Origin of the sequence: Pseudomonas sp. OV226, assembly GCF_003148705.1 — a bacterium.
Classification (GTDB): Bacteria; Pseudomonadota; Gammaproteobacteria; order Pseudomonadales; family Pseudomonadaceae; genus Aquipseudomonas.
In genome coordinates this window covers 16,363-41,983 of sequence record NZ_QGGS01000020.1, presented here as the reverse complement: position 1 = coordinate 41,983, position 25,621 = coordinate 16,363, and the positions used below count along the sequence as shown (strand labels likewise).

Annotated in this window: 37 protein-coding genes; 1 reads left to right on the top strand and 36 read right to left on the bottom strand. The window is 55.2% G+C overall.

Annotated elements, in window-relative coordinates:
• Positions 1-59: 59 nt before the first annotated feature.
• Complete coding sequence (locus tag C7534_RS24590) at positions 60-581, bottom strand: single-stranded DNA-binding protein (protein ID WP_046028847.1); 522 nt, start codon at positions 579-581, stop codon at positions 60-62.
• A 9-nt stretch (positions 582-590) separates the two neighbouring features.
• Positions 591-1,988, bottom strand: a complete 1,398-nt coding sequence (locus C7534_RS24585) for an MFS transporter (RefSeq protein WP_109787308.1) — start codon at positions 1,986-1,988, stop codon at positions 591-593.
• Positions 1,989-2,180: 192 nt separating this feature from the next.
• On the opposite strand from C7534_RS24585, the gene uvrA reads away from it, so the two are divergent.
• Positions 2,181-5,015: an excinuclease ABC subunit UvrA gene (uvrA, locus tag C7534_RS24580; protein WP_109787307.1), complete on the top strand. Its 2,835-nt coding sequence runs from the start codon at positions 2,181-2,183 to the stop codon at positions 5,013-5,015.
• 64 nt (positions 5,016-5,079) lie between these two features.
• Here the strand turns inward: uvrA and bfr are convergent, their stop codons facing one another.
• The 34 genes from bfr to rpsL all read right to left on the bottom strand — a co-directional run bounded on the left by bfr (position 5,080) and on the right by rpsL (position 25,508).
• Entirely contained in the window at positions 5,080-5,544 is a 465-nt protein-coding gene (gene bfr, locus C7534_RS24575; protein ID WP_109787306.1) for a bacterioferritin, read from the bottom strand.
• A gap of 149 nt (positions 5,545-5,693) precedes the next feature.
• The gene (locus C7534_RS24570; RefSeq protein WP_109787305.1) at positions 5,694-7,148 is read right to left on the bottom strand and encodes a catalase; all 1,455 of its coding nucleotides are present in this window, start codon (positions 7,146-7,148) and stop codon (positions 5,694-5,696) included.
• Between the two features lie 181 nt (positions 7,149-7,329).
• Complete coding sequence (gene rplQ, locus C7534_RS24565) at positions 7,330-7,716, bottom strand: 50S ribosomal protein L17 (RefSeq protein ID WP_003176402.1); 387 nt, start codon at positions 7,714-7,716, stop codon at positions 7,330-7,332.
• 42 nt (positions 7,717-7,758) lie between these two features.
• Complete coding sequence (locus C7534_RS24560) at positions 7,759-8,760, bottom strand: DNA-directed RNA polymerase subunit alpha (RefSeq protein ID WP_003186012.1); 1,002 nt, start codon at positions 8,758-8,760, stop codon at positions 7,759-7,761.
• A gap of 22 nt (positions 8,761-8,782) precedes the next feature.
• Complete coding sequence (gene rpsD, locus C7534_RS24555; RefSeq protein WP_003210056.1) at positions 8,783-9,403, bottom strand: 30S ribosomal protein S4; 621 nt, start codon at positions 9,401-9,403, stop codon at positions 8,783-8,785.
• 18 nt (positions 9,404-9,421) lie between these two features.
• On the bottom strand, positions 9,422-9,811 hold the full coding sequence (gene rpsK / locus C7534_RS24550) for a 30S ribosomal protein S11 (RefSeq protein WP_002555466.1): 390 nt from the start codon (positions 9,809-9,811) through the stop codon (positions 9,422-9,424).
• A 30-nt stretch (positions 9,812-9,841) separates the two neighbouring features.
• The gene (gene rpsM, locus C7534_RS24545; RefSeq protein ID WP_003186020.1) at positions 9,842-10,198 is read right to left on the bottom strand and encodes a 30S ribosomal protein S13; all 357 of its coding nucleotides are present in this window, start codon (positions 10,196-10,198) and stop codon (positions 9,842-9,844) included.
• Between the two features lie 130 nt (positions 10,199-10,328).
• Entirely contained in the window at positions 10,329-10,445 is a 117-nt protein-coding gene (gene rpmJ / locus C7534_RS24540; RefSeq protein ID WP_002555468.1) for a 50S ribosomal protein L36, read from the bottom strand.
• 27 nt (positions 10,446-10,472) lie between these two features.
• Positions 10,473-11,801: a preprotein translocase subunit SecY gene (gene secY, locus C7534_RS24535; protein WP_003228718.1), complete on the bottom strand. Its 1,329-nt coding sequence runs from the start codon at positions 11,799-11,801 to the stop codon at positions 10,473-10,475.
• Positions 11,802-12,239, bottom strand: a complete 438-nt coding sequence (gene rplO, locus C7534_RS24530) for a 50S ribosomal protein L15 (RefSeq protein ID WP_007896782.1) — start codon at positions 12,237-12,239, stop codon at positions 11,802-11,804.
• Between the two features lie 3 nt (positions 12,240-12,242).
• The gene (gene rpmD / locus C7534_RS24525) at positions 12,243-12,419 is read right to left on the bottom strand and encodes a 50S ribosomal protein L30 (protein ID WP_003176408.1); all 177 of its coding nucleotides are present in this window, start codon (positions 12,417-12,419) and stop codon (positions 12,243-12,245) included.
• 2 nt (positions 12,420-12,421) lie between these two features.
• Positions 12,422-12,922: a 30S ribosomal protein S5 gene (gene rpsE, locus C7534_RS24520; protein ID WP_007943782.1), complete on the bottom strand. Its 501-nt coding sequence runs from the start codon at positions 12,920-12,922 to the stop codon at positions 12,422-12,424.
• A 3-nt stretch (positions 12,923-12,925) separates the two neighbouring features.
• A complete protein-coding gene (rplR, locus tag C7534_RS24515; protein ID WP_003186037.1) occupies positions 12,926-13,276 on the bottom strand; it encodes a 50S ribosomal protein L18 in 351 nt (116 codons plus the stop codon).
• Positions 13,277-13,286: 10 nt separating this feature from the next.
• On the bottom strand, positions 13,287-13,820 hold the full coding sequence (gene rplF / locus C7534_RS24510) for a 50S ribosomal protein L6 (RefSeq protein ID WP_003176412.1): 534 nt from the start codon (positions 13,818-13,820) through the stop codon (positions 13,287-13,289).
• Positions 13,821-13,832: 12 nt separating this feature from the next.
• Entirely contained in the window at positions 13,833-14,225 is a 393-nt protein-coding gene (gene rpsH / locus C7534_RS24505; protein WP_003186040.1) for a 30S ribosomal protein S8, read from the bottom strand.
• A 209-nt stretch (positions 14,226-14,434) separates the two neighbouring features.
• Positions 14,435-14,740 (bottom strand): 30S ribosomal protein S14, encoded by a 306-nt coding sequence (rpsN, locus tag C7534_RS24500; protein WP_003176414.1) that lies wholly within the window; start codon positions 14,738-14,740, stop codon positions 14,435-14,437.
• Between the two features lie 13 nt (positions 14,741-14,753).
• Positions 14,754-15,293, bottom strand: coding sequence for a 50S ribosomal protein L5 (rplE, locus tag C7534_RS24495; protein ID WP_003176415.1), 540 nt, complete (start codon positions 15,291-15,293; stop codon positions 14,754-14,756).
• A 20-nt stretch (positions 15,294-15,313) separates the two neighbouring features.
• Positions 15,314-15,628, bottom strand: coding sequence for a 50S ribosomal protein L24 (gene rplX, locus C7534_RS24490; protein WP_003176416.1), 315 nt, complete (start codon positions 15,626-15,628; stop codon positions 15,314-15,316).
• Positions 15,629-15,639: 11 nt separating this feature from the next.
• Complete coding sequence (gene rplN / locus C7534_RS24485; protein WP_002555479.1) at positions 15,640-16,008, bottom strand: 50S ribosomal protein L14; 369 nt, start codon at positions 16,006-16,008, stop codon at positions 15,640-15,642.
• 23 nt (positions 16,009-16,031) lie between these two features.
• On the bottom strand, positions 16,032-16,298 hold the full coding sequence (gene rpsQ / locus C7534_RS24480; protein WP_003176419.1) for a 30S ribosomal protein S17: 267 nt from the start codon (positions 16,296-16,298) through the stop codon (positions 16,032-16,034).
• 2 nt (positions 16,299-16,300) lie between these two features.
• Positions 16,301-16,492, bottom strand: coding sequence for a 50S ribosomal protein L29 (rpmC, locus tag C7534_RS24475; RefSeq protein ID WP_002555481.1), 192 nt, complete (start codon positions 16,490-16,492; stop codon positions 16,301-16,303).
• A complete protein-coding gene (gene rplP, locus C7534_RS24470; RefSeq protein WP_007943783.1) occupies positions 16,492-16,905 on the bottom strand; it encodes a 50S ribosomal protein L16 in 414 nt (137 codons plus the stop codon). The genes rpmC and rplP overlap by 1 nt, the downstream gene beginning before the upstream one ends.
• A gap of 12 nt (positions 16,906-16,917) precedes the next feature.
• Positions 16,918-17,604, bottom strand: coding sequence for a 30S ribosomal protein S3 (rpsC, locus tag C7534_RS24465; protein WP_003176422.1), 687 nt, complete (start codon positions 17,602-17,604; stop codon positions 16,918-16,920).
• A gap of 13 nt (positions 17,605-17,617) precedes the next feature.
• A complete protein-coding gene (gene rplV, locus C7534_RS24460) occupies positions 17,618-17,950 on the bottom strand; it encodes a 50S ribosomal protein L22 (protein WP_003103908.1) in 333 nt (110 codons plus the stop codon).
• An 11-nt stretch (positions 17,951-17,961) separates the two neighbouring features.
• Positions 17,962-18,237 carry a 30S ribosomal protein S19 gene (gene rpsS, locus C7534_RS24455; RefSeq protein ID WP_002555486.1) on the bottom strand — a complete coding sequence of 92 codons (276 nt, stop codon included), beginning with the start codon at positions 18,235-18,237 and terminating at the stop codon, positions 17,962-17,964.
• Between the two features lie 16 nt (positions 18,238-18,253).
• Positions 18,254-19,078, bottom strand: a complete 825-nt coding sequence (gene rplB, locus C7534_RS24450) for a 50S ribosomal protein L2 (protein WP_003176423.1) — start codon at positions 19,076-19,078, stop codon at positions 18,254-18,256.
• A gap of 14 nt (positions 19,079-19,092) precedes the next feature.
• Positions 19,093-19,392, bottom strand: coding sequence for a 50S ribosomal protein L23 (gene rplW / locus C7534_RS24445; protein ID WP_002555488.1), 300 nt, complete (start codon positions 19,390-19,392; stop codon positions 19,093-19,095).
• The gene (rplD, locus tag C7534_RS24440; protein WP_007896707.1) at positions 19,389-19,991 is read right to left on the bottom strand and encodes a 50S ribosomal protein L4; all 603 of its coding nucleotides are present in this window, start codon (positions 19,989-19,991) and stop codon (positions 19,389-19,391) included. Before rplD ends, rplW begins: the two co-directional genes overlap by 4 nt.
• A gap of 12 nt (positions 19,992-20,003) precedes the next feature.
• Positions 20,004-20,639, bottom strand: coding sequence for a 50S ribosomal protein L3 (gene rplC, locus C7534_RS24435; RefSeq protein ID WP_003186059.1), 636 nt, complete (start codon positions 20,637-20,639; stop codon positions 20,004-20,006).
• Positions 20,640-20,719: 80 nt separating this feature from the next.
• A complete protein-coding gene (rpsJ, locus tag C7534_RS24430) occupies positions 20,720-21,031 on the bottom strand; it encodes a 30S ribosomal protein S10 (protein ID WP_003186070.1) in 312 nt (103 codons plus the stop codon).
• A 156-nt stretch (positions 21,032-21,187) separates the two neighbouring features.
• A complete protein-coding gene (gene tuf, locus C7534_RS24425) occupies positions 21,188-22,381 on the bottom strand; it encodes an elongation factor Tu (RefSeq protein WP_027924378.1) in 1,194 nt (397 codons plus the stop codon).
• Between the two features lie 30 nt (positions 22,382-22,411).
• Complete coding sequence (gene fusA, locus C7534_RS24420; RefSeq protein WP_046033381.1) at positions 22,412-24,517, bottom strand: elongation factor G; 2,106 nt, start codon at positions 24,515-24,517, stop codon at positions 22,412-22,414.
• 30 nt (positions 24,518-24,547) lie between these two features.
• Positions 24,548-25,018 (bottom strand): 30S ribosomal protein S7, encoded by a 471-nt coding sequence (gene rpsG, locus C7534_RS24415; protein ID WP_002555493.1) that lies wholly within the window; start codon positions 25,016-25,018, stop codon positions 24,548-24,550.
• A 118-nt stretch (positions 25,019-25,136) separates the two neighbouring features.
• A complete protein-coding gene (rpsL, locus tag C7534_RS24410; RefSeq protein ID WP_002555494.1) occupies positions 25,137-25,508 on the bottom strand; it encodes a 30S ribosomal protein S12 in 372 nt (123 codons plus the stop codon).
• Between the last annotated feature and the right edge of the window lie 113 nt (positions 25,509-25,621).

The following is a 25,621-nucleotide window of genomic DNA, read 5'->3' as shown; positions in this document are numbered from 1 at the left end:
AGCGAAGCCAGATCAATGGCTTCGCTTTTTTTTGTTTACGGTTCTGAAAAAGCTACGGATCAGAACGGGATATCGTCATCAAAGCTGTCGAAATCCGGAGCCGGTTGCGGTGCGGCTTGCTGTGGAGCCGGACGCGACTGTTGTGGCGCCGACTGCTGCGGACGTGGTGCCTGTTGGCGTGGGGCCGGAGCGGATTGCTGGTAGTTGTTGCCACCGCCTTGTTGGTCGCCCTGTTGTGGACGGCCGCCCAGCAGTTGCATGGTGCCTTGCATGTCGACCACGATTTCAGTGGTGTAACGCTTGATACCGTCTTTTTCCCACTCGCGGGTCTGCAGCTTGCCTTCGATGTATACCTGCGAACCTTTACGCAGGTATTCGCCGGCGATTTCGGCAACCTTGCCGAACATCGACACACGGTGCCATTCGGTCTTCTCGACCTTCTGACCGGTTTGCTTGTCGGTCCATTGTTCGCTGGTCGCCAGACTCAGGTTGGTCACGGCGTTGCCATTTGGCAGGTAACGAACTTCAGGATCCTGGCCGCAAGTACCGACCAATATGACTTTGTTAACCCCACGGGCCATTGCGTTCTCCTAGGCTTCGCACGCTGTCGCGGCCGGGTTGTTCACCAGACGCTCAAGCGTGTTGCGATCCAATAATTCTGTGTCCAATTTGATGTAAATGGCGGCTTCATCGGCAACGACAATTGCATCGGTAACCCCTGTAACGGCCTTCAGGCGCTCGATCAGGCCAGCTTCACGAATCGCTTCGGGCGACAACGGCAAGCGCAGGCTCGTCACATAGGGAGGTTCACGCATGGTAACAGCAAAGGCCAACCAAAGTGCAGCCAGCCCGGCACATCCCAGGAATACAACCGACAAACCGCCATGCTGAAACATCCAGCCGCCGAGGATACCGCCCAGTGCCGAACCGAGGAACTGACTGGTGGAATAAACCCCCATCGCCGTGCCCTTGCCGCCTGCTGGTGAAACCTTGCTGATCAGCGATGGCAACGAAGCTTCCAGCAGATTGAACGCGGTGAAAAACACCACCGTCCCGATCACCAGAGCCCGCAGGCTATCGCCAAACTGCCAGAAGAATAGCTCAGTGAGCATCAGCGTCAGCACTGCGCCCAATAAAACTCGTTTCATTTTGCGTTTCTTCTCGCCGTAGATAATGAACGGGATCATGGCGAAGAAAGAAATCAGCAGAGCTGTCAGGTAGACCCACCAGTGCTGCTCTTTAGGCAAACCGGCTTTTTCAACCAGCGCCAAAGGCAACGCGACGAAGCTCGACATCAACATCGCGTGCAACACAAAAATGCCCAGGTCCAGGCGCAACAGGTCCGGATGTTTGAGCGTCGGTAACAGCGCCTGACGCGCGACACCCGACTCTCGGTGCTGCAACGGGCCGGTGGACTTTGGCACCATGAACATCACGATCACGATACCGAACAGCGCCATGCCACCCGTGGCGAGGAACAATCCGGACAGGCCGAAGGCACGGGTCAGCAACGGTCCTACGACCATGGCGACCGCGAACGACAAACCGATCGTCATGCCGATCATGGCCATGGCTTTGGTCCGATGCTGCTCGCGGGTCAGGTCTGACAGCAAGGCCATGACGGCGGCAGAAATCGCCCCCGCGCCCTGCAGGACTCGTCCGGCGATGACGCCCCAGATCGAATCGGCATTGGCCGCCAGCACACTGCCGAGCGCGAAGACGATCAGCCCCAGGTAAATCACCGGGCGGCGGCCAATGCGGTCGGAAATGATGCCGAATGGAATCTGAAAGATCGCCTGGGTCAGGCCGTAAGCGCCAATCGCCAACCCGATGAGGGCCGGTGTTGCACCTGCCAGATCCATCCCATAGGTCGCCAGTACCGGCAACACCATGAACATGCCAAGCATACGGAAGGCGAACACCAGGGCCAGACCGCTTGCTGCGCGGGTCTCACTGCCACTCATGCGTTCGCTGTGGGGATCGTGCATGGAAAAACCTCATGTGAACCGGCCGCGATTCTACCAGTCCCATCGATTGACAGGGTATATCGCGACGCTTTGACGCGTTCTGCTGACAGACTCTTCATCTAAGACAATCATCCACTCGTTTGATAGTGTGCATCCATCCAGTATTTGGCCGTATACTCCTACGTTTTCGACGCCCGCCAAGCGAGGCCACTTTTGGACAAGATCCTGATTCGTGGGGCCCGGACCCACAACCTGAAGAACATCGACCTGACCCTGCCACGGGACAAGCTGATCGTCATCACCGGCCTGTCCGGGTCGGGCAAATCGTCCCTGGCATTCGACACGCTGTACGCCGAAGGCCAGCGTCGCTATGTCGAATCGCTGTCGGCCTATGCCCGGCAGTTTTTGTCGATGATGGAAAAGCCTGACGTCGACACCATCGAAGGTTTGTCGCCGGCCATTTCCATCGAACAGAAGTCGACCTCGCACAACCCGCGCTCGACGGTCGGCACCATCACCGAAATCTACGACTACCTGCGTCTGCTGTATGCGCGCGTGGGTATTCCGCGCTGCCCGGATCACGACATTCCACTGGAAGCACAAACTGTCAGCCAGATGGTCGACCTGGTCCTCGCCCAACCGGAGGGCAGCAAACTGATGCTGCTGGCCCCGGTCATCCGCGAGCGCAAAGGCGAGCATCTGTCGGTCTTCGAAGAACTGCGCGCCCAGGGTTTTGTCCGGGCCCGGGTCAATGGCCGGCTCTGCGAGCTGGACGAATTGCCCAAGCTGGATAAACAGAAGAAGCATTCGATCGATGTCGTGGTCGACCGTTTCAAGGTTCGCGCCGATCTGCAACAGCGCCTGGCCGAATCGTTCGAAACCGCACTGAAACTGGCTGACGGCATTGCGCTGGTTGCGCCGATGGACGACGAACCGGGTGAAGAAATGATCTTCTCCGCGCGCTTCGCCTGCCCGATTTGCGGCCACGCCATCAGTGAGCTCGAACCCAAGCTGTTCTCCTTCAACAACCCGGCCGGCGCTTGCCCGACCTGCGACGGCCTGGGTGTGAAGCAGTTTTTCGACATCAAGCGATTGGTGAACGGCGAGCTGACACTGGCAGAAGGCGCGATTCGCGGCTGGGACAGGCGCAACGTCTATTACTTCCAGATGCTCGGGTCGTTGGCGTCCCACTACAAATTCAGCCTGGAAGTGCCATTCAACGAACTGCCGGCCGACCAACAGAAATTCATCCTGCATGGTAGCGGCTCGCAAAACGTCGACTTCAAATACCTGAACGACCGTGGCGACATCGTCAAACGCTCTCATCCGTTTGAAGGCATCGTGCCGAACCTTGAGCGCCGCTATCGCGAAACCGAGTCTGCTTCGGTGCGTGAAGAGCTGGCCAAATTCCTCAGCACCCAGTCGTGCCCGGACTGCCGGGGCACGCGCCTGCGGCGTGAAGCCCGGCACGTGTGGGTAGGCGAGAAGACGCTGCCCGCAGTGACCAATCTGCCGATCGGGGATGCCTGCGAGTATTTCGAGGTTCTGAAGCTGACAGGCCGTCGCGGCGAAATTGCCGACAAGATCCTCAAGGAAATCCGCGAACGCCTGCAGTTTCTGGTGAACGTGGGCCTCGACTATCTTTCGCTGGATCGCAGTGCGGACACATTGTCCGGCGGCGAGGCCCAGCGGATTCGCCTGGCCAGCCAGATTGGTGCCGGCCTGGTGGGGGTTCTGTACATCCTCGATGAACCGTCGATTGGCCTGCACCAACGCGATAACGATCGGTTGCTCGGGACGCTCAAGCACCTGCGCGACATCGGCAACACGGTGATCGTGGTCGAGCACGATGAAGATGCGATTCGCCTGGCCGACTACGTGGTGGACATCGGTCCGGGCGCTGGCGTACACGGTGGCCATATTGTCGCCGAAGGTACACCGGCCGAGGTCATGGCTCACCCGGATTCATTGACTGGCAAGTACTTGTCGGGTCGGGTGAAGATTGCTGTTCCGGCCAAACGCACACCGCGTAACAAGAAATTGTCGTTGTCGCTCAAGGGCGCTCGCGGTAACAACTTGCGCGACGTTGACCTGGAAATTCCGATTGGCCTGTTGACCTGCGTGACCGGTGTATCGGGCTCTGGCAAATCGACACTGATCAACAACACACTCTTCCCGTTGAGCGCAACGGCGCTCAACGGCGCAACAACGCTTGAAGCTGCCGCTCACGACAGCATCAAGGGCCTGGAGCATCTGGATAAGGTCGTCGACATCGACCAAAGCCCAATCGGTCGTACACCACGCTCCAACCCGGCGACTTACACCGGTCTGTTCACGCCGATTCGTGAGCTGTTTGCCGGCGTGCCGGAGTCGCGTTCACGGGGTTACGGCCCGGGACGCTTCTCCTTCAACGTGAAAGGCGGGCGTTGCGAGGCCTGCCAGGGCGACGGTTTGATCAAGGTGGAAATGCACTTCCTGCCAGACATCTATGTCCCGTGCGACGTCTGCAAAAGCAAGCGCTACAACCGTGAAACACTGGAGATCAAGTACAAGGGCAAGAGCATCCACGAAACCCTCGAGATGACCATCGAGGAAGCCCGGGTGTTCTTCGATGCGGTTCCAGCCCTGGCACGCAAACTTCAGACGCTGATGGATGTGGGTTTGTCGTACATCAAACTGGGGCAATCGGCGACCACACTGTCCGGCGGTGAAGCGCAACGGGTGAAACTGTCCCGTGAACTGTCCAAGCGCGATACCGGCAAGACGCTGTATATCCTCGATGAGCCTACGACCGGTCTGCACTTCGCGGACATTCAGCAATTGCTGGATGTGCTGCACCGCCTTCGCGACCACGGCAACACCGTGGTGGTAATCGAGCATAACCTCGACGTGATCAAGACCGCTGACTGGCTGGTGGACCTGGGCCCGGAGGGCGGTTCCAAGGGCGGGCAGATCATTGCCGTCGGTACGCCGGAAGAAGTCTCCGAGATGAAGCAGTCGCATACCGGCTTCTACCTCAAACCGCTGCTGGAGCGTGATCGAGCCTGAATCCGGCTCGAAAAAAAGCCCCTGTCACTGACTCAGTGACAGGGGCTTTTTTATATCGGTGCAATCAGGCGTGGGATTGCAGGTAGTTCTCGAGACCGATCAACTTGATCAGACCCATCTGCTTTTCAAGCCAGTAGGTGTGATCTTCTTCGGTGTCATGTAACTGGATCCGCAGCATCTCGCGGCTGACATAGTCCTTGTGCTGCTCGCAGAGCTTGATGCCCTTGCAGAGTGCGGCGCGGACTTTGTATTCCAGGCGCAGGTCAGCGGCGAGCATCTCCGGCACGGTGGTGCCGACATCAAGGTCGTCGGGACGCATGCGCGGCGTGCCTTCGAGCATCAGGATACGGCGCATCAGGGAATCCGCATGCCCCGCCTCTTCCTCCATCTCGTGATTGATACGTTCGTAGAGCTTGGTGAAACCCCAGTCCTCATACATCCGCGAATGGACGAAATATTGATCACGTGCCGCCAGTTCGCCAGTCAGCAACGTGTTGAGGTAATCGATTACGTCTGGGTGGCCTTGCATCGCCCTACATCTCCCTGCTTGAAAGTCTGTAGTTTGAACCACGACGACTGATTGGTCACTCCGTTTGCGCGATAAAAGCGAAGATATTCTGAGAAAAGTGGTTTAAATAACGCAAAAACCGCCCAATCGAGGGCGGTTCTGCTTCTCATTTAGACTTCGTTAAGCTGTACGTTGAGCAGCTTTGCGATTGCTTCTCCATACGCAGGATCGGCTTTGTAGAAATGCTGCAATTGACGGTCAACCACATCGCTGGAAACCCCAGCCATTGCGCCGGCAATATTGCTGACCAGCAGCCTTTTCTGCTCATCGCTCATTAAACGGAACAACGCACCGGCATGGCTGTAGTAGTCGGTATCTTCGCGGTGATCGTAGCGATCAGCCGCCCCGCTCAGCACCAACGGCGGCTCTGCATAATGAGGCGCTTGCTTCGGCGAAGCGACATAGCTGTTCGGCTCATAGTTAGGCGTTGCACCGCCGTTGCTGCCAAACGCCATCGAACCATCACGCTGGTAGCTGTTCACCGGACTGCGAGGCGCATTCACCGGCAGTTGCTGGTGATTGGTGCCAACACGGTAGCGGTGAGCATCCGCGTAGGCGAATACGCGACCTTGCAGCATGCGATCAGGCGACAGACCGACACCCGGCACCATGTTGCTCGGACCAAACGCCGCTTGCTCGACCTCAGCAAAGTAGTTCTGCGGATTGCGATTGAGCTCCAATTCGCCTACTTCAATCAGTGGAAACTCTTTCTGCGACCAGGTCTTGGTCACATCGAACGGGTTCTCGTAATGCTCTGCTGCCTGAGCCTCAGACATAATCTGGATGCAAACACGCCATTTGGGGAAGTCTCCGCGCTCGATTGCACCAAACAGGTCACGCTGGGCGTAATCCGGATCAGTGCCCGCCAGGCGTGCAGCATCTGCCGGAGCGAGGTTCTTGATCCCTTGCTGAGTCTTGTAGTGCCACTTCACCCAATGCCGCTCGCCGCTGGCGTTGATCAGGCTGTAGGTGTGACTGCCGAAGCCATGCATGTGACGGTAACCGTCAGGAATGCCGCGATCCGAGAACAGGATCGTGACCTGGTGCAACGCCTCGGGTGAGTGCGACCAGAAATCCCACATCATCTGCGCACTTTTCAGATTGCTTTGCGGCAAGCGTTTTTGAGTGTGAATAAAGTCGGGGAATTTCAAAGGATCGCGAATGAAGAAAACGGGCGTGTTGTTGCCGACGATGTCCCAGTTGCCTTCCTCGGTATAGAACTTCAGGGCGAAGCCACGTGGATCGCGCTCAGTGTCGGCCGAACCACGCTCACCACCAACAATGGAAAACCGCAGGAACGTCGGGGTTTGCTTGCCCACGGACTCGAACAGTTTAGCGCTGGTGTATTGGGTGATATCACGCGTTACGGTGAACGTTCCGTAGGCGCCCGAACCTTTAGCGTGCACGCGACGCTCAGGGATGTTTTCACGGTTGAAATGGGCGAGCTTCTCGATCAGGTGAAAATCGTCGAGCAGCAGCGGGCCACGAGGGCCGGCGGAGCGAGAATTCTGGTTATCGGCGACAGGAGCGCCACTGGCGGTGGTAAGCGTTTTACTTTGGCTCATGCGATCTCTTCCTTTGTCAGTCTTTCACTGCCGGCTAATCGGCTGAAAAGGAGTATTGCTCACCCACGTTACACCTACAAATTCATTAACATTTTGTAATCGATAGAAAATTTCTAAGATACTTTCGACCGCACACAAAAAACCGGGCACTAGGCCCGGTTCTTTGTTTCAGACTGACGTCTTACTCGGCGGATACAGCTTCGCCAGCAGTAGCACGATCAACCAACTCGACGTACGCCATAGGCGCGTTGTCGCCAGCGCGGAAGCCGCACTTGAGGATGCGCAGGTAGCCACCCTCACGGGTAGCGTAACGCTTGCCCAGGTCGTTGAAGAGCTTACCAACGATAGCTTTCGAACGAGTACGGTCGAAAGCCAGACGGCGGTTAGCCAGGCTGTCTGTCTTGGCCAAAGTGATCAGCGGCTCAGCAACGCGACGCAGTTCTTTAGCTTTCGGCAGTGTAGTTTTGATCAGCTCGTGCTCGAACAGCGACACTGCCATGTTTTGAAACATGGCCTTGCGGTGCGAGCTAGTGCGGCTCAGGTGACGACCACTTTTACGATGACGCATGGTTCATTCCTTACCAAACACGACGTTCGGTGATTACGACGATCAGGCAGTCGCCTTGTCGTCCTTCTTAAGACTTGCAGGCGGCCAGTTGTCGAGGCGCATGCCGAGGGACAGACCGCGGGAGGCCAGAACGTCCTTGATTTCAGTCAAGGATTTCTTGCCAAGGTTCGGAGTCTTCAACAGCTCTACTTCGGTACGCTGAATCAGGTCACCGATGTAGTAGATGTTTTCCGCCTTAAGGCAGTTAGCCGAACGTACAGTCAGTTCCAGATCGTCAACCGGGCGAAGCAGGATCGGATCGATCTCGTCTTCCTGCTCAACAACCACTGGCTCACTGTCACCTTTGAGGTCGACGAACGCAGCCAACTGCTGTTGCAGAATGGTTGCAGCGCGGCGGATAGCCTCTTCAGGATCCAGAGTACCGTTGGTTTCCAGATCAATAACCAGCTTGTCCAGGTTAGTACGCTGCTCGACACGGGCGTTTTCCACCACGTATGCGATACGGCGAACCGGGCTGAACGAAGAGTCAAGCTGCAAGCGACCGATGCTGCGGCTTTCGTCTTCATCGCTCTGACGCGAGTCTGCCGGTTCATAACCACGACCACGAGCTACGGTGAGCTTCATGTTCAGGGCGCCGTTAGACGCCAGGTTAGCGATTACGTGATCGGGGTTAACGATCTCGACATCATGATCCAGCTGAATATCGGCAGCGGTAACCACCCCCGAACCCTTCTTCGACAAGGTCAGCGTAACTTCGTCACGACCGTGCAGCTTGATAGCCAGACCTTTAAGGTTCAACAGGATTTCAATTACGTCTTCCTGTACGCCTTCGATGGCGCTGTACTCATGGAGTACACCGTCAATCTCGGCCTCGACTACTGCACAGCCGGGCATTGAGGACAACAGGATGCGGCGCAGCGCGTTGCCCAGGGTGTGGCCGAAACCACGCTCGAGAGGCTCGAGAGTGATCTTGGCGCGGGTTGGACTGACAACCTGCACATCAATGTGGCGGGGTGTCAGGAACTCATTTACCGAAATCTGCATGGATGCACCTATTTTCTAGCCCTTACTTGGAGTAGAGCTCGACAATCAGGCTTTCGTTGATGTCGGCGGACAGATCACTGCGAGCTGGAACGTTCTTGAAAACGCCCGACTTCTTCTCAGTGTCTACTTCTACCCATTCTACGCGGCCACGTTGGGCACACAGATCGAGAGCTTGGACAATGCGAAGTTGGTTCTTTGCTTTCTCGCGAATCGCGACCACGTCACCAGCACGAACCTGGTAAGACGGTACGTTTACGGTCTGACCGTTAACGCTGACGGATTTGTGCGATACCAGCTGACGGGATTCGGCACGAGTAGAGCCAAAACCCATACGGTATACAACGTTGTCCAAACGGCATTCGAGCAGTTGCAGCAGGTTTTCACCGGTTGCACCTTTCTTGCCAGCAGCTTCTTTATAGTAGCCGCTGAATTGACGCTCGAGAACGCCGTAGATACGACGGACCTTCTGCTTTTCACGCAGTTGGGTGCCGTAATCGGACTGGCGACCGCGGCGTTGGCCGTGGATACCAGGTGCTGCTTCAATGTTGCACTTCGATTCGATCGCGCGCACGCCGCTCTTCAGAAAGAGATCGGTGCCTTCGCGACGAGCGAGTTTGCATTTTGGACCAATGTAACGAGCCATTCTTTACAATCTCCTGGATTACACGCGGCGCTTCTTCGGCGGACGGCACCCGTTGTGCGGGATTGGCGTCACGTCGGTGATGCTGGCGATCTTGTAGCCACAGCCGTTCAAAGCGCGGACTGCGGATTCACGACCTGGGCCTGGACCTTTGACGTTAACGTCGAGGTTTTTCAGACCGTATTCCAGCGCAGCTTGGCCAGCACGTTCAGCAGCTACTTGAGCAGCAAACGGGGTGGACTTGCGGGAACCGCGGAAACCCGAACCACCGGAGGTAGCCCAGGAAAGAGCGTTGCCTTGACGGTCGGTGATGGTCACGATTGTGTTGTTAAAAGATGCATGGATGTGGGCGATGCCATCAACCACTGTCTTTTTAACTTTTTTACGAGGACGAGCAGCAGGTTTAGCCATGATTAATTTCCTGTCGATTCGCTGGGGCGATTACTTGCGGATCGGCTTACGCGGACCTTTACGGGTACGCGCGTTAGTCTTGGTACGCTGACCGCGTACTGGAAGACCACGACGATGACGCAGACCGCGATAGCAACCGAGGTCCATCAAACGCTTGATTTTCATGTTGATTTCGCGACGCAGGTCACCTTCAGTGGTGAACTTCGCCACTTCGCCACGCAGCTGTTCAATCTGCTCGTCGCTCAGATCTTTGATCTTTGCGGCTGGGTTTACCCCAGTCACTGCACAGATCTTCTGTGCAGTAGTGCGACCAACACCATAGATGTAGGTCAGCGAGATAACAGTATGCTTGTTATCTGGAATGTTAACGCCTGCAATACGGGCCATTCAGTGGGACTCCAATTGACAGCTACCTACGCCCCGGAAGCCAAGAAATAGGGCGCGAGATAATATCGCTGTAATAACAAATAATCAACCCGGTAGCGCACTAGCTACCGGGCTTGAAGCACAATCACACTCAGCCTTGGCGCTGTTTGTGACGCGGTTCCGCGCTGCAAATTACTCGAACAACACCTTCGCGGCGAATAATCTTGCAGTTACGGCACAGCTTTTTCACCGATGCACGAACTTTCATCACCAACTCCTCGAACCTTATGGGTACTCAGCGCAACATGCCGCTGCCGTAACCCTTCAGGTTGGCTTTCTTCATCAGGGATTCGTACTGGTGCGAAACGAGGTGCGATTGTACTTGGGACATGAAGTCCATCACAACCACGACGACGATCAGCAACGAGGTCCCGCCAAGGTAGAACGGTACGTTTGCTGCAACCACCAGGAACTGGGGCAACAGGCACACGGCCGTCATGTAAAGAGCACCGAACATGGTCAAGCGAGTCAGAACGCCATCAATGTAGCGCGCAGACTGCTCACCTGGACGGATGCCCGGAATAAAGGCACCGGACTTCTTCAGGTTTTCCGCTACGTCTTTCGGATTGAACATCAACGCCGTATAGAAGAAGCAGAAGAAAATAATCCCTGCACTAAACAGCAGAATATTCAACGGCTGACCAGGAGCGATCGACTGCGAGATGTCCTGCAACCAGCCCATACCTTCAGACTGACCGAACCAGGCACCCAACGAAGCCGGGAACAGCAAAATGCTGCTCGCGAAAATGGCCGGAATAACACCGGCCATGTTCACCTTCAGCGGCAAGTGGCTAGTCTGCGCAGCAAAGACCTTACGGCCCTGCTGACGCTTGGCGTAGTGAACAGCAATACGACGCTGACCACGCTCAATGAACACCACGAAACCGATAATCGCTACTGCCAGCAAACCGATGGCAACCAAGGCGAAGATGTTGATATCGCCCTGACGTGCAGACTCGAAAGACTGCCCGATCGCTCTCGGAAGACCGGCGACGATACCCGAAAAAATCAACATCGAGATACCGTTGCCAACACCACGCTCAGTAATCTGCTCACCCAGCCACATCATGAACATCGCACCAGCCACAAAAGTGGATACCGCGACGAAATGGAAGCCAAAGTCACCAGTGAACGCAACGCCCTGCCCTGCCAGACCAATGGACATGCCAATTGCCTGAACGAGAGCGAGGACGACAGTGCCGTAGCGGGTGTACTGGCTGATCTTGCGACGGCCAGCTTCACCTTCCTTCTTCAACTGCTCCAGCTGCGGGCTGACGGCGGTCATCAGCTGCATGATGATCGATGCCGAAATGTACGGCATGATCCCCAGTGCAAAGATGCTCATCCGTTCCAGCGCGCCGCCGGAAAACATGTTGAACAAGCTAAGAATGGTCCCCTCATTCTGTCGAAACAGGTCCGCGAGTCGGTCCGGGTTGATACCTGGAACCGGGATGTGTGCGCCTATTCGGTAGACGATAATCGCCAGGAACAGAAAACGCAGACGAGCCCAGAGTTCAGACATACCGCCTTTGCCGAGCGCAGAGAGAGCACCTTGCTTAGCCATTTATTCCTCGAACTTGCCGCCAGCTGCTTCGATAGCCGCACGCGCACCTTTGGTGGCGCCGATTCCCTTTCCGATGGTGACAGCGCGAGTAACTTCGCCGGACAGCATGATTTTCACACGCTGTACGTTGACGTTGATCACGTTGGCATCTTTCAGGGACTGCACGGTGACGATGTCGCCTTCCACTTTAGCCAGCTCGGACAAACGCACTTCTGCGCGATCCATGGCTTTCAGGGAAACGAAACCGAACTTCGGCAGGCGACGATGCAGCGGCTGTTGACCGCCTTCAAAGCCTGGAGCAATGGTGCCACCGGAGCGGGAGGACTGACCTTTGTGGCCACGGCCACCGGTCTTGCCCAAACCACTACCGATACCACGGCCCGGACGATGCTTTTCGCGACGGGAACCCGGCGCTGGACTCAGATCATTGAGTTTCATCGATTAACCCTCGACACGCAGCATGTAGTAAGCCTTGTTGATCATCCCGCGATTCTCGGGAGTATCCTGGACTTCTACAGTGTGACCGATGCGACGCAGACCAAGACCCTTAACGCACAGTTTGTGGTTAGGGATACGGCCGGTCATGCTTTTGATCAGCGTAACTTTAACGGTAGCCATGATCAGAAGATCTCCTTGACGCTTTTGCCACGCTTGGCGGCAATGGATTCAGGAGACTGCATAGCTTTCAAACCTTTGAAAGTGGCGTGAACCACGTTTACCGGGTTAGTCGAGCCGTAGCACTTGGCCAGAACGTTCTGAACGCCAGCAACTTCGAGGACAGCACGCATAGCGCCGCCAGCGATGATACCGGTACCTTCAGAAGCAGGCTGCATGTACACCTTCGAAGCGCCGTGACCGGACTTCATTGCGTACTGCAGAGTGGTGCCGTTCAGATCAACTTGGATCATGTTGCGGCGAGCAGCTTCCATTGCCTTCTGGATCGCAGCAGGCACTTCACGCGACTTGCCACGGCCGAAGCCAACACGCCCTTTACCATCACCAACCACGGTCAACGCGGTGAAAGTGAAGATACGGCCGCCTTTAACGGTTTTGGCTACGCGGTTAACTTGAACCAGCTTCTCGATGTAGCCTTCGTCGCGCTTTTGGTCGTTATTTGACATAACTTAGAACTCCAGCCCAGCTTCACGAGCAGCATCAGCCAGCGCCTTGACGCGACCGTGGTACTTGAAGCCAGAGCGGTCGAAAGCCACCTGCGAGACGCCAGCGGCTTTAGCACGCGTAGCGACCAGCTGGCCAACCTTAGTGGCCGCGTCGATGTTGCCAGTGGCGCCATCACGCAGTTCTTTATCCAAAGTCGAGGCAGATGCCAGGACTTTGTTGCCGTCGGCCGAAATGACCTGGGCGTAGATGTGCTGCGACGAGCGGAACACGCAGAGACGCACGACTTCGAGTTCGTGCATTTTCAGGCGTGCTTTGCGAGCGCGACGCAGTCGAGTAACTTTTTTGTCGGTCATTTGCTATGCCCTACTTCTTCTTGGCTTCTTTACGACGGACGACTTCGTCCGCGTAGCGCACACCTTTGCCTTTGTACGGCTCTGGTGGACGGAAGTCGCGGATCTCGGCGGCCACTTGACCTACCAGCTGCTTATCGATGCCCTTGATCAGGATATCGGTCTGGCTAGGAGTCTCAGCGGTGATGCCTTCCGGCAGTTCATAATCCACTGGGTGCGAGAAGCCAAGAGCCAGGTTCAGCACTGTGCCTTTTGCTTGCGCTTTGTAACCAACACCGACCAGCTGGAGCTTGCGCTCGAAGCCTTGGCTTACGCCTTGGACCATGTTGTTTACCAACGCACGAGTGGTACCAGCCATTGCGCGAGTTTGTTGATCGCCATTGCGAGCAGCGAAACGCAGCTCACCAGCTTCTTCAACGATCTCAACGGACGAATGGATGTTCAGTTCGAGAGTGCCCTTGGCACCCTTCACCGAAAGCTGTTGGCCTGCGAATTTGACTTCGACACCGGCTGGCAGCTTAACGGGGTTCTTAGCGACGCGTGACATGCTTATCCCCCCTTAGAACACAGTGCAAAGAACTTCGCCGCCGACACCGGCAGCGCGCGCAGCACGATCCGTCATCACACCTTTGTTGGTGGAGACGATAGACACACCGAGACCGCCACGAACTTTTGGCAGATCATCGACGGACTTGTACTGACGCAGGCCTGGACGGCTAACGCGCTTCACTTCCTCGATGACCGGACGGCCTTCGAAGTACTTCAGCTCGATGGACAGCAGTGGTTTGATTTCGCTGCTGATCTGATAACCCGCAATGTAACCTTCGTCCTTCAGGACTTTGGCAACAGCTACCTTCAAAGTAGAAGATGGCATGCTTACGACGGACTTTTCAGCCATCTGGGCATTACGGATTCGAGTTAGCATGTCCGCTAACGGGTCCTGCATACTCATGGGCTAGACGCTCCTAATACAAAAAAATTAGCCTTGCGGCTACTACGTGTCGCCGAGCTCATCCATGCGGAAAAAGCACGGGCTCAGGCGAGCCGGGTATTCTAGACACACCCCACAAATGAATCAAGCCCCAAAAGGGGCTTGATTCAAGTTCAAGGTCACCGGCGGTCAGGATCTTGCGAACCCGAACACCGAGACTTTGATAGTGCTTACCAGCTGGCTTTAACCAGACCAGGTACGTCACCACGCATTGCAGCTTCACGCAGTTTGTTACGGCCGAGGCCGAACTTGCGGTAAACGCCGTGTGGACGACCGGTCAGGCGGCAGCGGTTACGCATGCGCGAGGCGCTTGCGTCACGTGGCTGCTTCTGCAGAGCTACTGTAGCTTCCCAGCGTGCTTCTGGACTTGCGTTCAGATCAACGATGATAGCTTTCAGTGCTGCACGCTTTTTGGCGTACTTGGCAACCGTGAGCTGACGCTTCAGCTCGCGGTTTTTCATGCTCATCTTGGCCATTTTCCTACTCCAATCAGTTGCGGAACGGGAATTTGAAAGCACGCAACAGGGCGCGACCTTCATCATCGTTCTTGGCAGTGGTGGTCAGGGTAATGTCCAGACCGCGGAGAGCATCGATCTTGTCGTAGTCGATTTCCGGGAAGATGATCTGCTCTTTAACGCCCATGCTGTAGTTACCACGACCATCGAAGGACTTGGCATTCAGGCCGCGGAAGTCGCGAACCCGAGGCAGGGAGATCGACAGCAGACGATCCAGGAACTCGTACATACGCTCACGGCGCAGGGTCACTTTGACGCCGATCGGCCAACCTTCACGGACTTTAAAGCCAGCGATGGATTTCCGAGCGTAGGTCACAACGACTTTCTGGCCGGTGATCTTTTCCAGGTCGGCAACAGCGTGCTCGATGACTTTTTTGTCACCGACCGCTTCGCCCAGACCCATGTTCAGGGTGATTTTTGTAACGCGTGGAACTTCCATCACGTTCGAAAGCTTAAGTTCTTCCTTAAGTTTCGGTGCGATTTCCTTCCAGTAAATCTCTTTTAGTCGTGCCATGGTCTTCTACCTAGCAGTGTTCAAGCATCAACCGCTTTTTGGGTCGACTTGAAGACACGAATTTTCTTGCCGTCTTCTACTTTGAAACCAACGCGGTCAGCCTTGTTGGTTTCGCCGTTGAAAATGGCGACGTTAGAAGCGTCCAGTGGAGCTTCTTTTTCGACGATACCGCCTTGTACGCCCGACATCGGGTTAGGCTTGGTATGACGCTTAACCAGGTTCAGACCGCCAATAACCAGACGGTTATTAGCGAGAACCTTAAGCACCTTACCGCGCTTACCTTTGTCTTTGCCGGCGATCACGATGATCTCGTCGTCACGACGAATCTTTTGCATGTCGGATCTCCTTACAGCACTTCTGGGGCGAGCGAGACGATCTTCATGAACTTCTCAGTACGAAGTTCACGGGTCACTGGCCCAAAGATACGGGTGCCGATCGGCTCTTGCTTGTTGTTCAGAAGAACAGCAGCGTTGCCATCAAAGCGGATAATGGAGCCATCAGCACGACGTACGCCGTGACGAGTGCGGACTACAACAGCAGTCATCACTTGGCCTTTTTTCACTTTACCGCGAGGAATTGCTTCCTTCACGGTAACTTTGATGATGTCACCGATACCAGCGTAACGACGATGGGAGCCACCCAGCACCTTGATGCACATAACACGGCGAGCGCCGCTGTTATCGGCCACATCGAGCATGGATTGAGTCTGAATCATATAATTTCTCCGACCCCTAGTCCTTAGACTTCCACAGCGCGTTCGAGAACATCAACCAGCGCCCAAGACTTGGTCTTGGCCAAAGGACGAGTTTCACGAATAGTGACTTTGTCGCCGATGTGGCACTGATTGGTTTCGTCGTGCGCGTGCAGCTTAGTCGAACGCTTAACGTATTTACCGTAGATCGGGTGCTTAACGCGACGCTCGATCAGTACGGTGATGGTTTTGTCCATCTTGTCGCTGACAACACGGCCAGTCAGCGTACGGACAGTTTTTTCGGCTTCAGCCATGATTACTTACCTGCCTGCTGGTTGAGCACAGTCTTCACGCGAGCGATGTCACGCTTAACTTGCGAGAGCAGATGAGACTGCCCCAACTGGCCAGTTGCTTTCTGCATACGCAGATTGAACTGGTCGCGCAGCAAGCCGAGCAGTTGCTCGTTCAGCTGCTGTGCGGATTTTTCACGAAGTTCATTCGCTTTCATCACATCACCGTCCGTTTAACAAAGGCGGTGGCGAGCGGCAGCTTTGCAGCAGCCAGGGCAAAAGCCTCACGCGCCAGCTCTTCAGAAACACCCTCGATTTCATACAGGACTTTGCCTGGCTGAATCTGGGCAACCCAGTACTCCACACTACCCTTACCTTTACCCATCCGAACTTCGAGGGGCTTTTTGGAAATAGGCTTGTCCGGGAATACACGGATCCAGATCTTGCCGCCACGTTTAACGTGACGGGTCAGAGCACGACGCGCTGACTCAATCTGACGAGCGGTGAGACGACCACGAGCTACAGACTTCAGCGCATATTCGCCGAAGCTGACTTTGCTACCGCGCTGAGCCAGACCACGGTTGTGGCCTGTCATCTGCTTGCGGAACTTCGTACGCTTTGGTTGCAACATTTGGCGTACCCCTTACTTAGCAGCTTTTTTACGAGGCGCTGGTGCTTGTGGTTTCAGTTCTTCTTGGCGACCACCAATTACTTCGCCTTTGAAGATCCAAACCTTTACACCGATCACACCGTAAGTGGTGTGAGCTTCGTAGTTGGCATAGTCGATGTCGGCACGCAGGGTGTGCAGTGGCACACGACCTTCGCGATACCATTCAGTACGTGCGATTTCAGCACCGCCGAGACGACCGCTCACTTGGATTTTGATGCCTTTGGCACCAATGCGCATGGCGTTCTGAACAGCGCGCTTCATAGCGCGACGGAACATTACGCGACGCTCCAGCTGCTGAGCTACGCTCTGCGCAACCAGCATACCGTCGAGCTCCGGCTTGCGGATCTCTTCGATATTGATGTGCACAGGCACACCCATTTGCTTGGTCAGGTCCTGACGCAGTTTCTCAACATCTTCACCTTTCTTCCCGATAACAATACCTGGACGAGCGGTGTGGATGGTGATACGTGCAGTCTGAGCCGGACGATGGATATCGATACGGCTTACGGACGCGCTTTTTAGTTTGTCTTGGAGATACTCACGCACCTTCAGATCAGCGAACAAATAGTCCGCATAAGTCCGACCGTCTGCGTACCAGACGGAGGTGTGCTCCTTGACGATTCCCAGGCGAATGCCAATGGGATGTACTTTCTGACCCATCTCTTCGACTCCGTTACTTGTCAGCAACCTTGACAGTGATATGGCAAGACCGCTTGACGATGCGATCAGCACGGCCTTTGGCACGCGGCATGATGCGCTTCAGCGAACGCCCTTCGTTGACGAAAACGGTGCTGACTTTAAGGTCATCAACGTCTGCGCCTTCGTTATGCTCGGCGTTGGCTACGGCCGACTCCAGCACTTTCTTCATGATCTCGGCGGCTTTCTTACTGCTGAAAGCCAACAAGTTGAGCGCTTCGCCCACCTTCTTCCCGCGGATCTGGTCGGCGACCAAGCGGGCTTTCTGGGCGGAGATTCGAGCGCCCGACAACTTAGCGGCTACTTCCATTTCCTAACCCCTTAACGCTTGGCTTTCTTGTCTGCCACGTGCCCACGATAAGTGCGGGTACCGGCGAACTCGCCCAGTTTGTGGCCGACCATGTCTTCGTTAACGAGAACCGGGACGTGTTGACGACCGTTGTGTACTGCGATGGTCAAACCGACCATTTGTGGCAGGATCATCGAACGACGCGACCAGGTTTTCACCGGTTTGCGATCGTTCTTTTCCGCCGCCACTTCGATCTTCTTCAGTAGGTGAAGATCGATAAAAGGACCTTTTTTCAGAGAACGTGGCACTGTCGTATCCCTCTATTTACTTGCGACGACGGACGATCATTTTGTCGGTACGCTTATTACCACGAGTCTTCGCGCCCTTAGTCGGGAAGCCCCATGGCGATACCGGATGACGACCACCAGAGGTACGACCTTCACCACCACCATGTGGGTGGTCAACCGGGTTCATGGCAACACCACGAACGGTTGGGCGAACGCCACGCCAGCGTTTGGCACCAGCTTTACCCAGCGAACGCAGGCTGTGCTCGGAGTTCGAGACTTCACCCAGGGTCGCGCGGCATTCAGCCAGCACTTTACGCATCTCACCAGAACGCAGACGCAGGGTCACGTAGACACCTTCACGAGCGATCAGCTGAGCCGAAGCACCAGCGGAACGAGCGATTTGGGCGCCTTTACCTGGCTTCAATTCGATGCCGTGTACGGTGCTACCAACTGGAATGTTACGCAGTTGCAGAGCGTTGCCCGGCTTGATCGGTGCCAGAGCACCTGCGATCAGCTGGTCACCAGCACTCACGCCTTTAGGGGCGATGATGTAGCGACGCTCGCCATCTGCGTACAGCAGCAGAGCGATGTGAGCAGTACGGTTTGGATCGTATTCAATACGCTCGACAGTGGCAGAGATGCCATCTTTGTCGTTGCGACGGAAATCGACCAGACGATAATGCTGCTTATGGCCACCACCGATGTGACGAGTGGTAATACGACCATTGTTGTTACGACCACCAGTCTTCGATTTTTTCTCGAGCAGCGGTGCGTGAGGAGCGCCTTTATGCAGCTCCTGGTTGACCACCTTGACCACAAAACGGCGGCCAGGGGAAGTCGGTTTGCATTTAACGATTGCCATGATGCACCCCTTCCTTACTCAGCACTGCTGCTGAAATCGAGATCTTGGCCTGGCTGAAGGGAGATAACTGCCTTCTTCCAGTCATTACGCTTGCCCAGACCGCGAGCAGTGCGCTTGCTCTTACCCAGAACATTCAGGGTAGTAACACGCTCTACTTTCACGCTGAACAGGCTTTCGACGGCCTTCTTGATTTCCAGCTTGGTTGCGTCAGTTGCAACCTTGAAAACGAACTGGCCTTTCTTGTCAGCCAGAACCGTAGCCTTCTCGGAAACGTGCGGGCCAAGCAGAACTTTAAATACGCGTTCCTGGTTCATCCCAGCAGCTCCTCGAATTTCTTCACGGCCGACACGGTGATCAACACCTTGTCGTATGCGATCAGACTAACTGGATCGGAACCTTGCACGTCACGGACATCAACGTGTGGCAGGTTACGAGCAGCCAGGTACAGGTTCTGATCAACGACTTCAGACACGATCAAGACGTCAGTCAAGCCCATGCCGGTCAGTTTGTTCAGCAGATCTTTGGTCTTCGGTGCATCAACAGCGAAATCCTGAACCACTACCAGACGATCAGTACGCACCAGCTCAGCAAGGATGGAACGCATTGCTGCGCGATACATCTTCTTGTTCAGCTTCTGGGTGTGATCCTGAGGACGAGCTGCGAAAGTGGTACCGCCGCCACGCCAGATTGGGCTACGGATAGTACCGGCACGAGCACGGCCAGTACCTTTCTGACGCCATGGGCGCTTACCGCCACCACGAACGTCGGAACGGGTCTTTTGCTGCTTGGAACCCTGACGACCGCCAGCCATGTAGGCCACGACTGCCTGGTGAACCAGCGTCTCGTTGAATTCGCCGCCAAATGTCAGTTCGGAAACTTCGATCGCTTGAGCGTCATTTACATTTAATTGCATGTCAGCTTCCCCTTAACCGCGAGCCTTGGCTGCTGGACGTACAACCAAGTTGCCGCCAGTAGCGCCAGGAACAGCGCCCTTGACCAACAACAGATTGCGTTCAGCGTCCACGCGCACTACTTCGAGGGACTGCACGGTCACGCGCTCAGCGCCCATATGACCGGACATTTTTTTGCCCTTGAATACACGACCAGGAGTCTGGCACTGGCCGATAGAGCCTGGAACGCGGTGGGACACGGAGTTACCGTGGGTATTATCTTGCCCGCGGAAGTTCCAACGCTTGATCGTACCCTGGAAGCCTTTACCTTTGGACTGACCGGTTACATCAACCAGTTGACCAGCAGCGAAGATTTCAGCGTTGATCAGATCGCCGGCCTGGTACTCGCCTTCTTCAAGGCGGAATTCCATTACGGTACGACCAGCGGCAACGTTCGCCTTAGCGAAGTGGCCAGCTTGAGCAGCTGTAACACGCGAAGCACGACGCTCGCCGACAGTGACTTGCACTGCACGATAGCCATCGGTTTCTTCAGTTTTGAACTGGGTGACGCGATTCGGTTCGATCTCAATGACCGTGACCGGAATGGAGACACCTTCTTCGGTGAAAATACGGGTCATACCGCATTTACGACCGACTACACCAATAGTCATGTTGTAAACCTCATGAGTGTACGGGGCTTTCACCCGCTATGGCCGCCCATTTCAGAGCGTTACACGACTAAGACCGAGTCTTAGCCGAGGCTGATCTGCACTTCCACACCGGCCGCAAGATCAAGCTTCATAAGAGCATCAACGGTTTTATCCGTTGGCTGGACGATGTCCAGTACGCGCTTATGAGTACGGATCTCGTACTGGTCACGCGCGTCTTTGTTGACGTGCGGGGAGACCAGAACGGTGAACCGCTCTTTACGGGTAGGCAGTGGAATTGGACCACGCACTTGAGCACCAGTACGTTTCGCGGTTTCCACGATTTCCTGGGTGGATTGGTCGATCAGGCGATGGTCAAAAGCCTTCAACCTGATACGGATTTGCTGATTTTGCATTGGATTTCAGACTCCGGCTGCTATTCCCACCGAGCGCAATACGCCCGTTAAAAGGAGGCGCAATTCTATAGACGCCCCAGATAGGTGTCAACCCAATAAAAAAGCCCCCGCTAAGCGGAGGCTTTTTCAACTCATCAAGCCGACTCTAAAAGAGACTTACTCGATGATTTTGGCTACGACGCCAGCGCCGACGGTACGACCGCCTTCACGGATAGCGAAACGCAGACCATCTTCCATCGCGATGGTTTTGATCAGGGTAACAGTCATCTGAATGTTGTCACCTGGCATTACCATTTCAACGCCTTCTGGCAGCTCGCAGTTACCAGTCACGTCAGTAGTACGGAAGTAGAACTGTGGACGGTAGCCTTTGAAGAACGGAGTATGACGACCGCCTTCTTCCTTGCTCAGAACGTAAACTTCTGCGGTGAACTTGGTGTGCGGCTTAACCGAACCCGGCTTAACCAGAACCTGGCCACGCTCAACGTCGTCACGCTTGGTGCCACGCAGCAGAACGCCGCAGTTCTCGCCAGCACGACCTTCGTCGAGCAGTTTGCGGAACATTTCAACGCCAGTGCAAGTGGTGACGGTAGTGTCACGCAGACCAACGATTTCCAGCGGATCCTGAACGCGAACGATACCGCGCTCGATACGACCAGTCACAACAGTACCGCGACCGGAGATCGAGAATACGTCTTCGATTGGCATCAGGAACGGCTTGTCGGTCAGACGAACTGGTTCTGGGATGTAGCTGTCCAGAGTTTCAACCAATTTACGAACGGCAGTGGTGCCCATTTCGTTGTCGTCTTTGCCTTCCAGCGCCATACGAGCCGAACCGATGATGATTGGAGTGTCATCGCCCGGGAAGTCGTAGGTGGACAGCAGGTCGCGAACTTCCATCTCAACCAGTTCCAGCAGCTCAGCGTCGTCTACCAGGTCAGCCTTGTTCAGGAAAACCACGATGTACGGAACGCCTACCTGACGGGACAGCAGGATGTGCTCACGGGTTTGTGGCATCGGACCATCAGCGGCCGAGCAAACCAGGATAGCGCCGTCCATTTGAGCAGCACCGGTGATCATGTTCTTCACATAGTCAGCGTGACCTGGGCAGTCAACGTGAGCGTAGTGACGGATCTTCGAGTTGTACTCAACGTGCGCGGTGTTGATGGTGATACCGCGAGCTTTTTCTTCTGGTGCGCTGTCGATCTTGTCGAAATCAACGATTGCCGAACCGAAAACTTCGGAGCAAACGCGAGTCAGAGCAGCGGTCAGAGTGGTTTTACCATGGTCAACGTGACCGATGGTGCCAACGTTGACGTGCGGTAGGGAACGATCAAATTTTTCTTTAGCCACGACAATTAACTCCTTGCCTAAAGGACTGAATCAGCCTTGTTTTTTGGTAACGGTTTCGACGATGTGCGACGGAGCCGTATTGTATTTTTTGAATTCCATAGAGTAGCTTGCGCGACCCTGGGACATGGAACGAACATCGGTCGCATAACCGAACATCTCGCCCAACGGAACTTCGGCGCGAATTACCTTGCCGGAGACCGTGTCTTCCATACCCAAAATCATGCCGCGACGACGGTTAAGGTCGCCCATCACGTCACCCATATAGTCTTCAGGCGTAACAACCTCTACCGCCATGATCGGCTCAAGCAACTCACCACCACCCTTCTGGGCCAGTTGCTTGGTCGCCATGGAAGCAGCCACTTTAAACGCCATCTCGTTGGAGTCGACGTCGTGGTAAGAACCATCAAACACGGTAGCCTTCAGGCCGATCAGCGGATAGCCGGCAACAACGCCGTTCTTCATCTGCTCTTCGATACCCTTCTGGATCGCCGGGATGTATTCCTTAGGAACCACACCACCCACGACTTCGTTCACGAATTGCAGACCTTCCTGACCTTCGTCAGCAGGAGCAAAACGAATCCAGCAATGGCCGAACTGGCCACGACCGCCGGATTGACGAACGAATTTTCCTTCGATTTCACAGTTCTTCGTGATGCGCTCACGATAGGAAACCTGAGGCTTACCAATGTTGGCTTCGACGTTGAACTCACGGCGCATCCGGTCAACCAGGATGTCCAGGTGCAGTTCGCCCATGCCAGAGATGATCGTTTGACCAGTCTCTTCATCGGTTTTGACGCGGAAAGATGGATCTTCCTGAGCAAGCTTGCCCAGAGCGATACCCATTTTTTCCTGGTCATCCTTGGTCTTAGGCTCTACGGCAACCGAAATAACCGGCTCCGGGAAGTCCATGCGAACCAGGATGATTGGCTTGTCAGCGTTGCACAAAGTCTCACCAGTGGTGACGTCCTTCATGCCGATCAAGGCCGCGATGTCACCAGCGCGCACTTCCTTGATTTCTTCACGGGCGTTTGCGTGCATTTGCACCATACGACCCACGCGCTCTTTCTTGCCTTTAACCGAGTTGATCACGCCGTCGCCGGAGGCCAACACGCCCGAGTAAACTCGAACAAAGGTCAAGGTACCCACGAATGGGTCGGTAGCGATCTTGAACGCCAGAGCCGAGAACGGCTCGCTGTCGTCTGCGTGACGCTCCATTTCCCGAGTCTCGTCATCCGGGTCAGTACCCTTGATGGCAGGAATGTCGGTAGGAGCCGGCAGGTAGTCGATAACGGCGTCGAGAACCAGGGGAACACCCTTGTTCTTGAAGGAAGAACCGCAAACAGCCAGAACGATCTCACCAGCGATAGTACGCTGACGCAGAGCGGCCTTGATTTCCGCGTTGGTGAGTTCTTCACCTTCGAGGTACTTGTTCATCAGCTCTTCGCTGGCTTCGGCTGCAGCTTCAATCATGTTGCCGCGCCACTCGTTAGCCAGTTCCTGCAGTTCAGCAGGGATTGGCTCGCGACGTGGAGTCATGCCTTTGTCAGCGTCATTCCAGTAAACAGCTTCCATGGACATCAGATCGATCTGACCCTGGAAGTTGTCTTCGGAACCGATGGCCAACTGGATTGGCACCGGAGTGTGACCCAGACGCTGCTTGATCTGACCGATCACGCGCAGGAAGTTCGCACCAGCACGGTCCATCTTGTTTACGTAAACAAGACGTGGAACGCCGTACTTGTTGGCTTGACGCCATACGGTTTCCGACTGAGGCTCAACACCCGAGGTGCCGCAGAACACAACTACCGCGCCGTCGAGAACACGCAGGGAACGCTCAACTTCAATAGTGAAGTCAACGTGGCCCGGGGTGTCGATGACGTTAAAGCGGTATTGGTCCTTGTGCTGCTTCTCGGAACCCTGCCAGAACGCGGTAATAGCAGCAGAAGTAATGGTAATACCACGCTCCTGCTCCTGAACCATCCAGTCGGTGGTCGCGGCGCCGTCATGCACCTCGCCCATCTTGTGGCTTTTGCCAGTGTAAAAAAGGACGCGCTCGGTGGTGGTGGTCTTACCAGCATCCACGTGAGCAACGATACCAATGTTACGGTAGCGGTTAATCGGTGTAGTACGAGCCATAAAGCCCTCGCAAAATTAGTGACGCTAAAATTAGAAGCGGTAGTGCGAGAAAGCCTTGTTGGCTTCAGCCATACGGTGCACGTCTTCACGCTTCTTAACTGCAGCACCTTTGCCTTCAGCGGCGTCCAGCAGTTCGCCAGCCAAACGCAGAGCCATAGACTTCTCGCCGCGCTTGCGTGCGAAGTCTACCAACCAGCGCATTGCCAGAGCGTTACGACGGGACGGACGAACTTCGACCGGAACCTGGTAAGTAGCACCGCCTACACGGCGCGACTTTACTTCGACCAGCGGAGCGATGGCGTCGAGAGCTTTCTCGAAGATTTCCAGGGGATCGCTGTTCTTGCGTTCTTTAACTTTTTCCAGCGCGCCATAAACGATACGCTCGGCAACGGCTTTCTTGCCGCTTTCCATCACGTGGTTCATGAACTTGGCCAGGATCTGGCTGCCGTATTTTGGATCGTCAAGCACTTCGCGCTTGGCTGCTACGCGTCTTCTTGGCATGGATAAGCCCTCAAACGGTCTTCAGGTTCGCTCGGAATCGGTGCCCTTACGGGACGCCTCCGACCTTACTCTTATCGACTCAGAAAAATAGAAAATCAGTTCTTACAAAAAGCCGCTACTACTTAGGCTTCTTGGTACCGTACTTCGAACGACCCTGGTTACGACCTTTAACGCCGGAAGTATCCAAAGAACCGCGCACGGTGTGGTAACGAACACCTGGCAAGTCTTTTACACGACCGCCGCGGATCAGTACCACGCTGTGCTCTTGCAGGTTGTGGCCTTCACCGCCGATGTACGAGGAAACCTCGAAACCGTTGGTCAGGCGCACACGGCATACTTTACGCAGTGCCGAGTTAGGTTTTTTCGGCGTGGTGGTATACACACGGGTGCATACGCCACGACGTTGCGGGCAGTTCTGCAGCGCAGGCACGTCGGATTTCTCGACGATACGCTTACGCGGCTGACGTACCAGCTGGTTGATAGTTGCCATCTACTAGCTCCACTGTTGTCTTGCGACGCTATTGTCTTGCAAGAAAAGCAAAATGGCAGGAACGAATTCCCGCCAAATTTAGGGGTACAAGAGTCTAAAGAGGATCTTGCCCC

Coding starts and splice junctions, on each gene's coding strand:
- rplQ (WP_003176402.1), bottom strand. CDS start 7,716: ATGCGTCATCGTAAAAGTGGTCGTCACCTGAGCCGCACTAGCTCGCAC.
- rpsH (WP_003186040.1), bottom strand. CDS start 14,225: ATGAGTATGCAGGACCCGTTAGCGGACATGCTAACTCGAATCCGTAAT.
- rpmC (WP_002555481.1), bottom strand. CDS start 16,492: ATGAAAGCGAATGAACTTCGTGAAAAATCCGCACAGCAGCTGAACGAG.
- rpsE (WP_007943782.1), bottom strand. CDS start 12,922: ATGTCAAATAACGACCAAAAGCGCGACGAAGGCTACATCGAGAAGCTG.
- rpsQ (WP_003176419.1), bottom strand. CDS start 16,298: ATGGCTGAAGCCGAAAAAACTGTCCGTACGCTGACTGGCCGTGTTGTC.
- rplD (WP_007896707.1), bottom strand. CDS start 19,991: ATGCAATTAAATGTAAATGACGCTCAAGCGATCGAAGTTTCCGAACTG.
- rpsN (WP_003176414.1), bottom strand. CDS start 14,740: ATGGCCAAGATGAGCATGAAAAACCGCGAGCTGAAGCGTCAGCTCACG.
- rplV (WP_003103908.1), bottom strand. CDS start 17,950: ATGGAAGTAGCCGCTAAGTTGTCGGGCGCTCGAATCTCCGCCCAGAAA.
- rpsC (WP_003176422.1), bottom strand. CDS start 17,604: ATGGGTCAGAAAGTACATCCCATTGGCATTCGCCTGGGAATCGTCAAG.
- rplN (WP_002555479.1), bottom strand. CDS start 16,008: ATGATTCAGACTCAATCCATGCTCGATGTGGCCGATAACAGCGGCGCT.
- rpsK (WP_002555466.1), bottom strand. CDS start 9,811: ATGGCTAAACCTGCTGCTCGTCCTCGTAAAAAAGTTAAAAAGACAGTG.
- bfr (WP_109787306.1), bottom strand. CDS start 5,544: ATGCAAGGCCACCCAGACGTAATCGATTACCTCAACACGTTGCTGACT.
- rplF (WP_003176412.1), bottom strand. CDS start 13,820: ATGTCACGCGTCGCTAAGAACCCCGTTAAGCTGCCAGCCGGTGTCGAA.
- C7534_RS24570 (WP_109787305.1), bottom strand. CDS start 7,148: ATGAGCCAAAGTAAAACGCTTACCACCGCCAGTGGCGCTCCTGTCGCC.
- C7534_RS24560 (WP_003186012.1), bottom strand. CDS start 8,760: ATGCAGATTTCGGTAAATGAGTTCCTGACACCCCGCCACATTGATGTG.
- rplW (WP_002555488.1), bottom strand. CDS start 19,392: ATGAACCAGGAACGCGTATTTAAAGTTCTGCTTGGCCCGCACGTTTCC.
- rplC (WP_003186059.1), bottom strand. CDS start 20,639: ATGACTATTGGTGTAGTCGGTCGTAAATGCGGTATGACCCGTATTTTC.
- C7534_RS24585 (WP_109787308.1), bottom strand. CDS start 1,988: ATGCACGATCCCCACAGCGAACGCATGAGTGGCAGTGAGACCCGCGCA.
- rplR (WP_003186037.1), bottom strand. CDS start 13,276: ATGACCGACAAAAAAGTTACTCGACTGCGTCGCGCTCGCAAAGCACGC.
- rplX (WP_003176416.1), bottom strand. CDS start 15,628: ATGCAAAAGATTCGTCGTGACGACGAGATCATCGTGATCGCCGGCAAA.
- rpmJ (WP_002555468.1), bottom strand. CDS start 10,445: ATGAAAGTTCGTGCATCGGTGAAAAAGCTGTGCCGTAACTGCAAGATT.
- C7534_RS24590 (WP_046028847.1), bottom strand. CDS start 581: ATGGCCCGTGGGGTTAACAAAGTCATATTGGTCGGTACTTGCGGCCAG.
- rplE (WP_003176415.1), bottom strand. CDS start 15,293: ATGGCACGACTAAAAGAGATTTACTGGAAGGAAATCGCACCGAAACTT.
- rpsG (WP_002555493.1), bottom strand. CDS start 25,018: ATGCCAAGAAGACGCGTAGCAGCCAAGCGCGAAGTGCTTGACGATCCA.
- rpsL (WP_002555494.1), bottom strand. CDS start 25,508: ATGGCAACTATCAACCAGCTGGTACGTCAGCCGCGTAAGCGTATCGTC.
- fusA (WP_046033381.1), bottom strand. CDS start 24,517: ATGGCTCGTACTACACCGATTAACCGCTACCGTAACATTGGTATCGTT.
- rplB (WP_003176423.1), bottom strand. CDS start 19,078: ATGGCAATCGTTAAATGCAAACCGACTTCCCCTGGCCGCCGTTTTGTG.
- rplO (WP_007896782.1), bottom strand. CDS start 12,239: ATGAAACTCAATGATCTGAGTCCAGCGCCGGGTTCCCGTCGCGAAAAG.
- rpsM (WP_003186020.1), bottom strand. CDS start 10,198: ATGGCCCGTATTGCAGGCGTTAACATTCCAGATAACAAGCATACTGTT.
- rpsJ (WP_003186070.1), bottom strand. CDS start 21,031: ATGCAAAATCAGCAAATCCGTATCAGGTTGAAGGCTTTTGACCATCGC.
- secY (WP_003228718.1), bottom strand. CDS start 11,801: ATGGCTAAGCAAGGTGCTCTCTCTGCGCTCGGCAAAGGCGGTATGTCT.
- rpsD (WP_003210056.1), bottom strand. CDS start 9,403: ATGGCTCGTTACATTGGTCCAAAATGCAAACTCGCTCGTCGCGAAGGC.
- rpmD (WP_003176408.1), bottom strand. CDS start 12,419: ATGGCTACCGTTAAAGTTACGCTGATCAAAAGCATGACCGGCCGTATC.
- rplP (WP_007943783.1), bottom strand. CDS start 16,905: ATGTTGCAACCAAAGCGTACGAAGTTCCGCAAGCAGATGACAGGCCAC.